We start from the raw sequence: 12,573 nt of genomic DNA, 5'->3' as shown, positions 1-12,573 counted from the left end.
CGCGCTCATGCGTCGTGGGTGGGTCGTGAGGCGTTCCTGTCGGCGCCGCTGACCGCGACGGGCACGGCGCTGTCTTTCGGGGGCGCCGGGGCGGCCCGAGGGGGTGGCGGAGCATCGTAGGAGGGGGCGCCGGCCGGCGGGGCTGCTGCCGCCACTTGGGCCGGCCGCGGCGCTGTGCCGGTCACACGCGCAGCACCTGCGGCCCGAGCAGGGCGTAGCGGTGGGCCTCGGCCAGTGGCAGCCCGGTGTCGGTGATGATGACTTCGAACTCGTGGGCCTCGGCGAATCGGCAGAAGCTCACGGCGCCGAACTTGGTGTGCACGCCGGCGAAGATGCGGCGCCTGGCGACCCGCATCACCTGGGCCTTGACCTCGCTGACGGCCGGGTCCGGGGTGGTCAGACCGTACTGCCTGGAGATTCCGTTGGCGCCGATGAACGCCAGGTCGATGACGAAGCCCTGGAGCATGTGGGTCGCCCAGTGGCCGACCGAGGCCAGCGTGCCGCCGCGGACCCGCCCGCCCACCAGGAGGACGGTGATCCGGTCGCTGACCGCGAGCCCGCTCGCAGTGGCGAGCGAGGAGGTGATGACGGTCAACGGCCGTTCTCTGGGCAGCGCTTGGGCGATGAGCTGGGGGGTGAAGCCTTCGTCGATGTAGATGGTCTCCGCGTCGCCGACGAGTTCGCCGGCGGCTGCGGCGATCCGGGACTTCTCGGCGACGTGCATGGTGGTGCGGAAGGCGAGCGTGGTCTCGTAACCCGCGCTCTCCACCGGGTACGCGCCGCCGTGCGTGCGCCGCAGCAGGCCGCGGTTCTCCATCGCGTGCAGGTCACGCCGTACGGTCTCCTTCGATACCCCGAGCTTCTCCGCGAGCTCCGTCACCACCACGGAGCCGGTGTGGCGGGCGAGTTCGAGGATGGTGCGCCGGCGTTCCTCTGCATCCACAACGACTCCCCATCCCCCATGCTGCGCTGCCCTCGTCTGCCCGTTCGGGCAGCTCCTGATCAGATTTCTACAAGGGGTACGGGGATGTGACCAGGCCAGACGCCGGGCATCTGGTGACCGAATATGCCCGGTTAACGATGTGCAAACATGCAGGCCAGCAGGGAGATGACCGGGCCGGTCAGCAGGGTGCGTGCCCCGTTTACGGGCATTATTGTGACCGCTTTCTGCCCGATCACCCGACGGGGAGGGCGTGTTTCCACCCGGCCACCGGAAGGGGAGGCGGGCACTCCGCCCGAGTCGACGGTGTTGCGGGTTTTGTTCGCACGTGGCCGGCGAGCCCGAGATGGCGCCTTGAGCGGATACGGTGCTGCCATGGCAAACAACGGGGCAGGGGCGGCGGACGAGTCGGGATACGCCCTGCTCATTGCGGCAGGCCCGACCGGCAAGCAACGGGCGATGGACGCAGCCGCCGCGCTGCCGCCGCTGGCGGCCGTTGCACCCACAGTGTTGCTGGGTACGGCGGGCGGCGCCCAGGTCGTGCAGTTGGTCGACCCCGACGACCCGCAGACCGTGCTGGCACATCTACGGACGGCAGCCGCGCACCCCGGGGCGGTGCTCGTCTACCTGGTCGGCCAGGTCACCCTGGACGCCAAGCAACACCTGCCGCACCTGGCCCTGGCCAGGACGACGCCGAAGACGGCCCGCTACACGGCGCTGCCCTGGCACTGGCTGTCCTCGGAGTTGGGACAGCGCCCGGCCGGTAGCACCACGGTCGTCGCCGACGTGGTGGCGGACGAGTCCGCCTGGCCCAAGGTGACCGTCGAACTCCTGGCCGCCGGGCTCGATCTGTACGGGTGCGTCAGTCCGCCACCGCGGCGGCGGCAACTCAGTACGCCGCACTACACGCGCGCTCTGGCCGGCACCCTCCGTTCGGTCAACACCCGCCCGCCGCTGCCCCAGTTGCACCAGCACGTGGTGGATCAGACCGGTTTCGGCCAGGGGCCGGCCCTCCTGCTGGCTCCCCACGGCGCCACTGCGCACAACGCCGGCGGGGGTGGGGCCGGGATGGCCGGCGCGGTGGCCGATCTACCGGCTGGCTTCGGAGCGGGGCCCGTTCCCGGGGCGGTGCCCGATTTCGGCCTGCCGGGGCCTGGGGCGGGCCTTGCTCCCCTTCCTAGTGCGGTGCCCCTTCCTGGTGTCCCGGCGGCGGGGCCCGTTCCTGGTGCGGTGGCTGCTCCTGGTGCCCCGGGGGCGGGGCCTGTTCCCGGCGCGGTGGCTGCTCCTGGTGCGCCCGAGGCGGGGCCTGTTCCCAGCGCGGCTCCCGCCCCCGGCGCGGCGCCCGTTCCCGGCGTCCCGGAGGCGGCGCCCGATTCCGTTCCTGGCGTGGCGCCCGGTTCCGACGGCTCCGGGGCCACTCCCGTTCCCGGCGCGGCGCCCGGTCCTGGTGCGGGTGCCGCTCCCGGCGCGGCGCCCGACCCTGATGGCCCTGAGGTGGGGCCTGTTCCGGGGACGGTGGCTGCTCCCCGTGCCCCTGGGGCGGGGCTTGTTTCTGACGCGGCGCCTGGCCCCGGTACAGCGCCCGACTCCGGCGTACCCGAGGCGGCGCCCACCCCCGTTCCCGGCGCGCAACCCGATCCCGGCGCCGCGGCACCGGCCGCCGCGGAGTGGCCGCCGCTCGCTCCAGGTGGGGTCGGTGGTCCTGGGCCGGCCGACCCCGGCCCGTCCGCTGCCGCGGCGCCCGCTCCGGCGCCGGCGCCGGGTGCCGGGGTCCCGCCGGCGCCCGACACCCAGCCCGAGGCAGGGCGAGGCGCCCGGGCGTACGCCATGGAGCAGGGCATCGGCACACCGCTCGATCCGCTGCCGGCCGCGGGCGCGGCTCCCGTTCCGCCCGCCAAGCCCGTGCCCGCACCGGGCACCACACCGACCGCCGCTACGGCCGGGGCTTCACCGGCAGCGCCGGCGCCCACCACACCCGCCGGCGCTGCTCCGGCGGCGGACCTCGCACCGCCGTCCGCTGCCGACCTGGTGGCCGGGGCTTCGGCGGCGAAGCCGTCCGCGGTGCCCCCGGCCACGCCGGCTGACGACACCGCCGCACGGCCCGCCGCTGGCACCGACTCGCCGGCCCCCGCCACGCCTGCCGCCCGCCCCGCCGGTCCCGTCGCCCGCCCCACGGTCGCGCTCACCACCGACGCCCCGGCCACCGCCCCGACCGGCGGTGGCACGCCCGGAGCAGCGCCCCGGGCCGGCGTCACCGCGGCGACCACGCGGGGCACGGGCTCCGCGGTGGACGTCCCACACCGGCCGACGTACGCCCCCGGGCCGCCACCGGCCCACACCCCCGGCCAGGCCGGCACGGCTGTCGAGGCGGCGCACGACCCGCACGGCGCGATACTGGAGGCCGCCCACGCCGGTCGGCACAGCGAGGCCGCGGCCATGGCGGCGGCCTGGGAGCAGGATGCGTTCCGTTCGGCCGGGCCGAACTCGCCGCAGGCACTGCACTGGCTCGAAGTCCGCGCCGACCTCGCCCGACTGGCCGGCGACCCGGCGCGCGCCTGCGAGCTGTGGATGGCAGCCGCGACCACCCGACTGGGCGCCGGCCAACCCGCGGACCAGCCCGACGTCGAGGGCGCCGTGGACCGGGCGCACCACCAGTGGCAACAGGTGGACGACCCGGTGCGGGCGCGCTCGTTGGCCACCGAGTTGATGACGCTCCGTACCCGTGTGCCCGGGCGGCGACCTGGTGCACTGCGCGCCATTGAGGCCAGACTGGAGGGCCTGCGCGCCGCGCGCGCCAGTTAGCGCGCGGCAGTTGCCACGCCGACGTTCGTACCCGGAGGTCCGCACCGTGTTCACCGACCTGCCCCTCCACGAGCTCCGCAGCTACCGGCCGTCGCTGCCCGAACCGCCGGGCTTCGACGCCTTCTGGCAGCGCACTCTCGCCGAGGCCGGGAATCACCCGCTGGACGCCGAGTTCACCGCGTACGACGCCGGTCTGAGCCTGCTGCACACCTATGACGTGGCCTTCTCCGGCTTCGGCGGGCACCGCATCCGGGGCTGGCTGCTCGCTCCGCGGGCGGCGGCGACCGACGGCGGGGGGCCGCTGCCGTGCGTGGTGCAGTACATCGGTTACGGGGGCGGGCGCACCCTTCCCCACGACTGGCTGCTGTGGCCGGCGGCCGGCCATGCGACGTTGGTGATGGACACCCGCGGCCAGTCCGGTCCGGGCCGGCCCGGCGACACCGCCGACCCGGTGGGGGCCGAGGGGCCGGCGGTGCCGGGAATGGTGACCAAGGGCATCCTCTCCCCGGACGACTACTACTACCGCCGGCTGTACACCGACGCCGTACGCGCCGTGGACGCCGCCCGCAGCCATCCGCTCGTCGACCCCGACCGCATCGTGGTCGGCGGGCGCAGCCAGGGCGGGGTACTGGCGCTGGCCGCTGCGGCGCTCGCGCCCGGCGTCGCGGGGGCCCTGATCGACGTGCCCTTCCTCACCGACATCCGACGCGCCATCGAGATCACGGACGCCGAGCCGTACGCCGAGATCGCCCGCTACTGCGCCGGCCAGCGCGACCGCGTCGACCAGGTGCTGCACACGCTCGACCACTTCGACGGGCTCAACTTCGCCTCGCGCAGCACGGTCCCCGCGCTCTTCTCGACGGCGTTGCGGGACGCCATCACTCCGCCCTCCACCGGCTTCGCCGCCCACCACCACTACGCGGGCGCCAAGGAGCTCCTGGTGTGGCAGTTCAACGGTCACGAGGGCGGTGGCCTGCACCAGCAGACGGAGCAGGTGCGCTTCCTCCAGAAGCTGTGGGCCTGACCCCACTCCCCCCGGCAGGGCTGATCACCCCACCCGTCCGCGTCAGCCGCCCGCTATCGCCTCCGTCGCGGCCTGCCTGGTCCCGTGCTCGGTTTCGGTCTCTCCCTGGACGAGACCTGCGTACCGCCCCTGGCGCAGCATGAGTTCTTCGTGGGTGCCGCGCTCGACGATCTCGCCGCGGTCCAGGACCACGATCTGGTCGGCGCTGCGCACGGTGGACAGGCGGTGCGCGATGGTGATGGTGGTGCGGTTGGCCGCGAGGGCGTCAATGGCCTGCTGCACGGCTTGTTCGGTGCGGGTGTCCAGGGCGCTGGTCGCCTCGTCGAGGATGAGCACGGGCGGGTCGCGCAGGATGGTGCGCGCGATGGCCAGCCGCTGTTTCTCACCTCCCGAGAACCGGTAGCCCCGCTCCCCCACCAGCGTGTCGTAGCCGTCGGGCAGGGCGGCTATGTGTGCGTGGATCTGGGCCGCTTCGGCCGCCGCCCGCATCTCCGCGTCGGTCGCGTCGGGCTTGGCGAACCGTAGGTTGTCGGCGACCGAGGCGTGGAAGAGGTACGTCTCCTGCGAGACGACGCCCACCGCCCGGGCGAGCGCGTCGAAGCTGAGGTCCCGTACGTCCACGCCGTCGATGAGCACCCGGCCGCCGGTCACGTCGTACAGCCTGGGCACCAGATAGCTGAGGGTGCTCTTGCCCGATCCGGTGGGGCCGACCACGGCCAGGCTGCCGCCGGCCGGGACGGTGAGGTCGATGTCGCGCAGGGTGGGCTCGCCCGCGTCGGCGTCGTAGTGGAAGCTCACCCGGTCGAAGCGGACGTCGCCGCGCACCCGCGGCAGGTGGACCGGACGCTCGGGCTCGGCGATGTCCACGGGCAGGTCGAGGTATTCGAAGATGCGGTGGAACAGGGCGAGCGAGGTCTGCATCTGGACGCCGGTGGAGAGCAGGCTGACCGTCGGGCGGAACAGGCCCTGCTGGAGGGTGACGAAGGCGACGAGGGTGCCGATGGACACGCTCGGGCCGCCGCTCTGCTGTGCTATCCCGGCCGCCCAGTAGATGACCGCGGGCATGGCGGCCATGACGATGCCGATCGTGGCCATCCGCCAGCGGCCGGCCATGTTGGAGCGCACTTCCAGGTCGACCAGCCGCTCGGACTCGCGGGTGAAGTCGGCGGTGAGCGAGTCGGCCCGGCCCATGGTGCGGCCGAGCAGGATACCGCTGACCGACAGCGATTCGGTGACCTGCGCGGCCATGGCCGCCATTTGTTTCTGGCGCAGGGAGGCGATCCGCTTGCGCTCCCGGCCGACGCGTCTGCTGATCCAGACGAAGACCGGAAGGAGGCAGAGGGACACCGCGGTCAGTCGCCAGTCGAGGGCGAGCATGGCCACGATGCTCGCCAACACACTGGTGAGGTTGGACACCAGGGAGGTGGCCGTGGAGGTCACGGTGGCCTGCATGCCACCGATGTCATTGGCGATGCGCGACTGGACCTCGCCCGTACGGGTGCGGGTGAAGAACGCCAGCGGCATGCGCTGCAACCGGTCGTAGACCGCGGTGCGCAGGTCGTGCATCACCCGTTGGCCGACGGTCGTGGAGATCAGCGTCTGGAGGACCCCGAAGATGCTGTTGACGACCGCGGCGATGATCATGCCGCACACCAACAGGGTGAGCAGGCCCGTCCGCCCTTCGGGGATGGCAGTGTCGAGCACCTCGCGCAGCATGAACGGTGAGGCCACCGTCACCAGCGAGGACGCGGCGACCAGCGCCCCGACGAGGGCGAGGCGGCCTCGATAGGGCCGGAAGAGGCGGAGGATGCGCCGCACCTGTGCGGGCTCGTCTCGGTCGGCGGGGGGAGGCTCCCACCGTGGCTCGTGATCGCGCATGGACTCCTTCTGCGAAGCGTGAGGTCATGCGAACCGGTGTTCGCACGTTTCCCCGAGCATAGCTCACTGTTACCTAGACTCACAATGAATAAAGTCCTGTAGTCTCGTGCCATGCCAGCCTCCGACGCCTCAGGTCATCTCGCTGAGCAGTTGCTGCGCCTGACCCGCAGGCTGCACCGCGCCCAGAAGCGCCATCTGGAGCCGTTGGGCATCACACCGGCCCAGGCCCGACTGCTGCGCGCGTTGGCCCAGTACGACACGCGGCCCCCGCGGATGGCGGACCTCGCCGCGCAGCTTGAGGTGGTGCCCCGGGCCGTGACCACGCTGGTGGACGCCCTGGAGGCGAGGGACGTGGTGCGCCGCGTGCCCGATCCGACCAACCGGCGCGTCATACGCATCGAGTTGACGGACACGGGTCGGGCGACGCTGCGCGCCCTGCGCCGGGCCCGCCGTTCCGCGGCCGAGGACATTTTGGAACCACTGACCGAGCAGGAGCGCGCCCAACTCGGCGCCCTCCTCGACACCCTCACCAACTGCCCCCGCCCAGCCCCCGGGGACGAGTGACGCACCACCGCGTACGGCATCGTCACGCGCGTCCACCGACTGGCGGCCCCGCGGCGTGAGAAGCTCGCCGCTATGGCTTCACCGGGGCGCGGGCCCCGGCGCCTCCCGCTAGCTGTCTGGACGCGCCCTGTATCCAAGGTGCGTGGAACGCACCCACTGCCCGCTACGGCACGCGTGGGTGATCTGCAAACGGGCCGACCTCATCGCCCCTGGCACCCCTGCCCCGCCCGCCTGGGTTAGCCCCGCATTGCGGATGGGCTGGTGGGCAGTTGCGGTCAGCGCCGTACCCCCCTCGCGGTGCCGCCCATACCCGTCAGAGACGTCCGCTTCGAGTGACCGGCATCGGCTGGGCCCCGAACGAAGGCTGCTGCCCCCACTGCAACCGCACCGAAGTTAATCAACGAGACAAACTCCCTCGCCCAAAACTCAGCCACCAGCCACGCAGGCGCTCGCACCCCTCACGCACACCAATTCGACTCCAGTCACTCCGACGCCCTCACAAAAAGGGGAGCCTGACCCGGCTGCCCCAACCAGGTCAGGCATGCGATCAAAGACCGCCGGCGCTTATCGCCAAGAATCCAGGGAGTTGGAGGTCTGCGCCCCCATCCGGACCTGTCCGCCCTCCCCCTTGGTTCCGATCACGTACTTTCCAGAACGGCGGAGTTGAATTCGCTCTCCGCCCACGTTGAACCGCTGGTTCTCATTCCCCTTGCAGTTCCAGATGACGGGCGCACCATCACCACCCGCAGGTGAGTCCATACAAAGACCCAGGTTGTACGAGGGGTGGAAGTACCATCCGCCTTCCGACGCCCGTTCCATACACCAGTACTGATTGGGCTTCCCATTCCACCGCCAGGTGATGACGTCGGCCCCGCTGCCACCGGCCCCCTTCACGTCGAGGTAGTACCCCGTCTCGACGTTCCGGTACGTGTTCTTCTGCTCGCACCTGTTTGGTGCACTCGTCGTGCCACTATCAGCGGCCACGGCCGGCAGCACCCCTGAAGCTACGAGAGCTCCAGCAGCAACGAGGCCCGTTATCAAACGCCTCATACTCGATCATCCTCCACTTCGGTGTGCACACCATTCGATGCGCATCAGCAGTCTCCCGAGCGCGCTGCAAACCGCCATTGGCAATGCGCGCACAGTTGTTGCACATCAGCGCTGAATGGGCACCCCGCCGATCCCACCGCCCCCTAATTCAACAAACTCCCCACTCACATCGCTGTACCCAAAGAAAGATCAAGGTCCCATCCACGACCGACGTCCTCCGCGGCGAAGGCGGCAGAACCTGGGCCGAACCGCACAACGGCCCGCGCCCCACAATCCACCCCAGCCCCACCCCCACAGCCACTCCCCGCCCCACCACCACCCACCATCATCTCAAGCAGCAAGCTGCCGCTTGTCCCCCATCACGACAACCGGGTGGAGAGCCGGGTCGAGCGTCTTGAGCAGGTAGACCATGCCGGACTTGGGGAGACCCACGCAGCCCGACGTGCCGCTGCCGTGGTCGAGGTGGAGCCAGATGCTGCCGCCCTTGCGGGTTCCCTGGGGCCGGGTGGGCTCCAGGGGGGAGGTGCCCTTCAGACGGTTGTAGTCGATGGCGATGACGTGGTCGAAGTCGTGCCAGTGGGTCTTGGGCCAGTAGTGCGGGGCGGCGAAGGACGCCGTGTGGTGGTAGGGCAACCGGGAGTCCGGTGCGGGCAGTACGCCGCCCGCGTCGCTGAGCGTGAAGACGCCGACCGGGCTGCGCTTGTCGTTCTCGCGGTGCCGGGTCGTCCACCCCTTTCTGCCGTTGTGCGCCCGCCAGGAACGGTCGCGGTGCCACCCGTCGCCGTCCTTCGTGTACAGCACGACCTTCGCATCGGCCGAGTGCTCGCCCCTGCCGTACACGGCGACCACCTGCCGTGTCTTCGCGGGTATCTGTGCCGACAGTCGGTCCCCCACCTTGGGGATGCCGTCCGACCGCGTCGAGGCCCTCCCGTCGGGGGTCCGCCGGGCCCCCTCCCGGGTGTGCTCGTCGTCATCGCCGCCCCCGCAACCGGCCACCACGGCGATCGCCAATGCGATGGCCACCGCCCCGTGCCGTATATCCGACATCCGCATGTCGCCCATGGTCGCACCGCCCCGGCTCGCTGCGCCGCGCCCGAACGGGCCGGACGGCCGGAACGAGACGGTCGGTCGGAAAACCAGTTGAAGCCGCCCCGCCCGACCGGCAAATCTTGTTGATCTCCCTCACCCCCCTCCTCAGAGTCCGGGATGCCATGCAACTTCGCGACCTTCCGTACGCCGATCCCGGCCAACCCGACGCACGCTCCGGCATCCGCCTGCTGTACTGGCTGGGCAAGCAGCAGTGGGGTCGCCAGGTCATGGCCGCCTTGTGGGGCATGCTGCATCTGGGGGCGCTGGCCTGCCTGCCGTTGGCCTTGGGCTTCGGCGTCCAGGCCGTGGTCGACCGGTCCGGCGGGCGGCTGCTGCTCGCGGGCGGGCTCATGCTGGTGCTCGGCGCCCTGGCCACGGTCGGCGACACCATGCTCCACCGGGTGGCCGTCACCAACTGGATCACCGCCGCCGCACGGCTGCAACAGCTCCTGGCCCGCAAGGCGGCCGACCTCGGTTCGGCGCTGACCCGCCGCGTCGCCGCGGGCGAGGTGGTCGCGGTCTCCACGGGGGACGTGGAGAAGATCGGCTGGTTCGTGGAGGCCGTCTCACGTTTCGTGGCCGCCCTGGTGGCCACCGTCGCCGTGTGCGTCGCCCTCATCGTCTACCAGCCGGCCCTCGGCCTCGTCGTGGCGGTCGGTGTCCCCGTCCTCGTCCTGGGCGTGCTGCCGCTGTTGCCGCGCGCCACCCGGCGGGCCGACGTCCAGCGGGAGAAGGCGGGTCGCGCCACGGAACTGGCCGCCGACACGGTGGCTGGCCTGCGGGTGTTGCGCGGCATCGGCGGCGAAGAGCTGTTCCTTGAACGCTACCGGGCCGCCTCGCAGGAGGTACGGGCCGCCGCCGTGCGCAGCGCCAGGATGTGGGCCCTGATCGCGGCCGTACAGGTCGCGCTGCCCGGGCTGTTGCTGATCACCGTGGTCTGGTACGGGGTCGGCCTGGCCCAGGACGGCCGGATCAGCGTCGGTGAACTGGTGACCGTCTACGGTGCGGTGACCTTCCTGCTCTCGCCCCTGCGCCGGTTCGAGGAGATCGCCATGGCGTACTCCTTCTCCCGGCCCTCCGCCGAACGCGCCGCCCGGGTCCTCTCCCAGCACCGCACGACGCAGGAGCCGGCGGCTGACTCTGTCGCGGCGGACGTTGTTACGGGCCGGGCCGAGGAGCCGAGTGGAGCCGCGAGAAGCCGCGCGGCTGCCGGAGGCGACCTGTACGACCCGGTCACCGGTCTGCTCGCGCCGGCCGGGCAACTGACGCTGGTGGTGTGCGGCGATCCGGACGCGGCCGGCCGGCTGGCTGACCGCCTCGGCGGCCATGCGCCGGCAGCCCCCGCAGACACCGACGCGCCGGAGCCGCCGGGGGCGCGCGAGGTGGGCGGCGCCCGGGACGCCGACGATCCGGCGCGGTCGCTGGCGCCGGAGCCGGCAGCGGCGAAGGCCGTTCCCTCAACCGCGGGAACGGCCGGCGCGGTCTCGTCCGATGCGCGGACGGCGGGCCAACAGGAGGCGGGTGCCGCACCGTCGAATCCCACTGCCCCACCGGCTAACCCTTCGACCACGCCGTCCAGCCCCTCTGCCGCACCGTCCGAGCCGACCGCCACCGCAGCGTCCGAGCCCGCGTCTGTCCTGCTCGGGGGCGTCGCCCTGGACTCCCTGCCGCTGTTCACCGCCCGCGCCACCGTGCTCGTCCAGGACAAGGACCCGGTGTTGCTGTCCGGGACGCTCGGCGAATTGCTCGACGTACCGGCCTCCGGCGCGGTCTCGGTCGACCAGGCGCTGGCAGCCGCCCAGTGCGGCGACGTACTGACCGCCCTGGCGCAGGCCGCCGACGACGGCTCGGGCGACCCGACCCGAGCGACGATCACCGAACGCGGCCGTTCGCTCTCGGGCGGACAGCGACAACGGCTGGCGCTGGCCAGGTCCCTGGTGACCGACCCCGACGTGCTCGTACTCGACGAACCGACGTCCGCGGTCGACTCGCACACCGAGGCCCGCATCGCCGACGGCCTGCGCGGGCTGCGCGCCGGGCGCACCACCGTCGTCTTCGCATCGAGCCCACTGCTCCTCGACCGGGCCGACCGGGTCGTCTTCATCCCCGACGGCGACGTGGTGGCCGTCGGCACCCACCGTGAACTGCTGCGCAGCACCCCCGCGTACCGCGCCGTGGTGACGCGCGAGACCGACGACGAGCTCGCGGCGGTCGGCGCGACCGGCTCCGCCACCAAGACCAGCGCCCTGGAGGACAGCGCATGATCGGCGTAGCACCGCCGGAGTACGATCCGGCCGCGCCCGAGGCCACGACGACACTGCCGGTCGGCTCGGCACCGACGGTGCGCAGCTACGTCCGTGAGCTGTTGAGCCGTCACCGCCGGGCCTTCGGCACGCTCATCGCGGTCAACATCGGTGCCGTGTTGGCGTCGATGGTGGGGCCGTACCTGCTGGGCGGCCTGGTGGAAGACCTGTCGGCCGACCGCGAGCACGCCCCGATGTGGCGCATCGTCACACTGTTTGCGCTGGCCCTGGCCGTACAGTCGGTCTTCGTGCACCAGGTGCGGCTGCGCGGCGCCATGCTGGGCGAACGTATCCTGGCCGACCTGCGCGAGGACTTCCTGGTCCGCTCGGTCGGCCTGCCGCCGGGCGTGCTGGAACGTGCGGGCACCGGCGATCTGCTCTCGCGCATCACCACCGACATCGACCGGTTGGCCAATGCGATGCGCGAGGCGGTCCCGCAACTGGCGATCGGCGTGGTGTGGGCCGGGCTGCTGCTCGGTGCGATCACGGCGACGGCGCCGCCGCTGGGCGCCGCGGTGCTGTTGGCCCTGCCGGTGCTGCTGATCGGCTGCCGCTGGTACTTCCGCAGGGCACCGAGCGCGTACCGCTCGGAGGCGGCCGGCTATGCCGCCGTGGCCGCGACGCTGGCCGAGATGGTCGACGCCGGCCGCACCATCGAGGCCCACCGGCTCGGTAGCCGTCGGGTGCAGCTCTCGGACCGGCGGATCGCGGAGTGGACCCGCTGGGAGCGGTACACCCTGTGGCTGCGCACGGTCCTCTTCCCGGTCCTCGGCACCTCCCACATCCTGATCCTGACCTCCGTGCTGCTCCTCGGCGGCAGCTTCGTCCTCCAGGGTTGGATGTCGGTCGGTCAGCTCACCACGGGCGCGCTGCTGGCCCAGATGCTCATCGATCCGGTGGGCCTGATCCTGCGCTGGTACGAC

The 12,573-nt window shown here is 72.0% G+C and carries 8 protein-coding genes and 1 pseudogene; 5 read left to right on the top strand and 4 right to left on the bottom strand.

Going from position 1 to position 12,573, the window contains the following annotated elements; genetic code table 11:
* Positions 1-181: 181 nt before the first annotated feature.
* Positions 182-943 (bottom strand): DeoR/GlpR family DNA-binding transcription regulator, encoded by a 762-nt coding sequence (locus ACMA1D_RS10925; protein WP_414723689.1) that lies wholly within the window; start codon positions 941-943, stop codon positions 182-184.
* 372 nt (positions 944-1,315) lie between these two features.
* Here ACMA1D_RS10925 and ACMA1D_RS10920 point away from each other — a divergent pair, with 372 nt between their 5' ends.
* Together ACMA1D_RS10920 and ACMA1D_RS10915 are read left to right on the top strand one after the other, a co-directional pair.
* Complete coding sequence (locus ACMA1D_RS10920) at positions 1,316-3,742, top strand: hypothetical protein (RefSeq protein ID WP_414723688.1); 2,427 nt, start codon at positions 1,316-1,318, stop codon at positions 3,740-3,742.
* A 46-nt stretch (positions 3,743-3,788) separates the two neighbouring features.
* Positions 3,789-4,766, top strand: a complete 978-nt coding sequence (locus ACMA1D_RS10915; protein ID WP_414723687.1) for an acetylxylan esterase — start codon at positions 3,789-3,791, stop codon at positions 4,764-4,766.
* A gap of 42 nt (positions 4,767-4,808) precedes the next feature.
* Here the strand turns inward: ACMA1D_RS10915 and ACMA1D_RS10910 are convergent, their stop codons facing one another.
* Positions 4,809-6,644 (bottom strand): ABC transporter ATP-binding protein, encoded by a 1,836-nt coding sequence (locus tag ACMA1D_RS10910; RefSeq protein ID WP_414723686.1) that lies wholly within the window; start codon positions 6,642-6,644, stop codon positions 4,809-4,811.
* Positions 6,645-6,755: 111 nt separating this feature from the next.
* On the opposite strand from ACMA1D_RS10910, the gene ACMA1D_RS10905 reads away from it, so the two are divergent.
* Positions 6,756-7,208, top strand: a complete 453-nt coding sequence (locus ACMA1D_RS10905; protein WP_414723685.1) for a MarR family winged helix-turn-helix transcriptional regulator — start codon at positions 6,756-6,758, stop codon at positions 7,206-7,208.
* Positions 7,209-7,772: 564 nt separating this feature from the next.
* Here ACMA1D_RS10905 and ACMA1D_RS10900 read toward each other — a convergent pair.
* Positions 7,773-8,258: an RICIN domain-containing protein gene (locus ACMA1D_RS10900; protein WP_414723684.1), complete on the bottom strand. Its 486-nt coding sequence runs from the start codon at positions 8,256-8,258 to the stop codon at positions 7,773-7,775.
* Positions 8,259-8,588: 330 nt separating this feature from the next.
* The gene (locus ACMA1D_RS10895) at positions 8,589-9,311 is read right to left on the bottom strand and encodes a L,D-transpeptidase family protein (protein WP_414723683.1); all 723 of its coding nucleotides are present in this window, start codon (positions 9,309-9,311) and stop codon (positions 8,589-8,591) included.
* A 158-nt stretch (positions 9,312-9,469) separates the two neighbouring features.
* Here ACMA1D_RS10895 and ACMA1D_RS10890 point away from each other — a divergent pair, with 158 nt between their 5' ends.
* Positions 9,470-11,611, top strand: a complete 2,142-nt coding sequence (locus ACMA1D_RS10890) for an ABC transporter transmembrane domain-containing protein (RefSeq protein ID WP_414723682.1) — start codon at positions 9,470-9,472, stop codon at positions 11,609-11,611.
* A pseudogene (locus ACMA1D_RS10885) lies at positions 11,608-12,573 on the top strand (ABC transporter transmembrane domain-containing protein); the annotation flags it as partial. The gene ACMA1D_RS10890 and the pseudogene ACMA1D_RS10885, both read left to right, overlap by 4 nt.

Source organism: Streptomyces sp. 796.1, from assembly GCF_047525675.1.
GTDB lineage: Bacteria > Actinomycetota > Actinomycetes > Streptomycetales > Streptomycetaceae > Streptomyces.
This window is presented reverse-complemented; position numbering and strand designations above follow the sequence as displayed.

Excerpts from the sequence above, each read along its gene's own strand:
- ACMA1D_RS10920 (WP_414723688.1), top strand. The coding sequence starts at position 1,316 with ATGGCAAACAACGGGGCAGGGGCGGCGGACGAGTCGGGATACGCCCTG.
- ACMA1D_RS10910 (WP_414723686.1), bottom strand. The coding sequence starts at position 6,644 with ATGCGCGATCACGAGCCACGGTGGGAGCCTCCCCCCGCCGACCGAGAC.
- ACMA1D_RS10905 (WP_414723685.1), top strand. The coding sequence starts at position 6,756 with ATGCCAGCCTCCGACGCCTCAGGTCATCTCGCTGAGCAGTTGCTGCGC.
- ACMA1D_RS10900 (WP_414723684.1), bottom strand. The coding sequence starts at position 8,258 with ATGAGGCGTTTGATAACGGGCCTCGTTGCTGCTGGAGCTCTCGTAGCT.
- ACMA1D_RS10895 (WP_414723683.1), bottom strand. The coding sequence starts at position 9,311 with ATGCGGATGTCGGATATACGGCACGGGGCGGTGGCCATCGCATTGGCG.
- ACMA1D_RS10890 (WP_414723682.1), top strand. The coding sequence starts at position 9,470 with ATGCAACTTCGCGACCTTCCGTACGCCGATCCCGGCCAACCCGACGCA.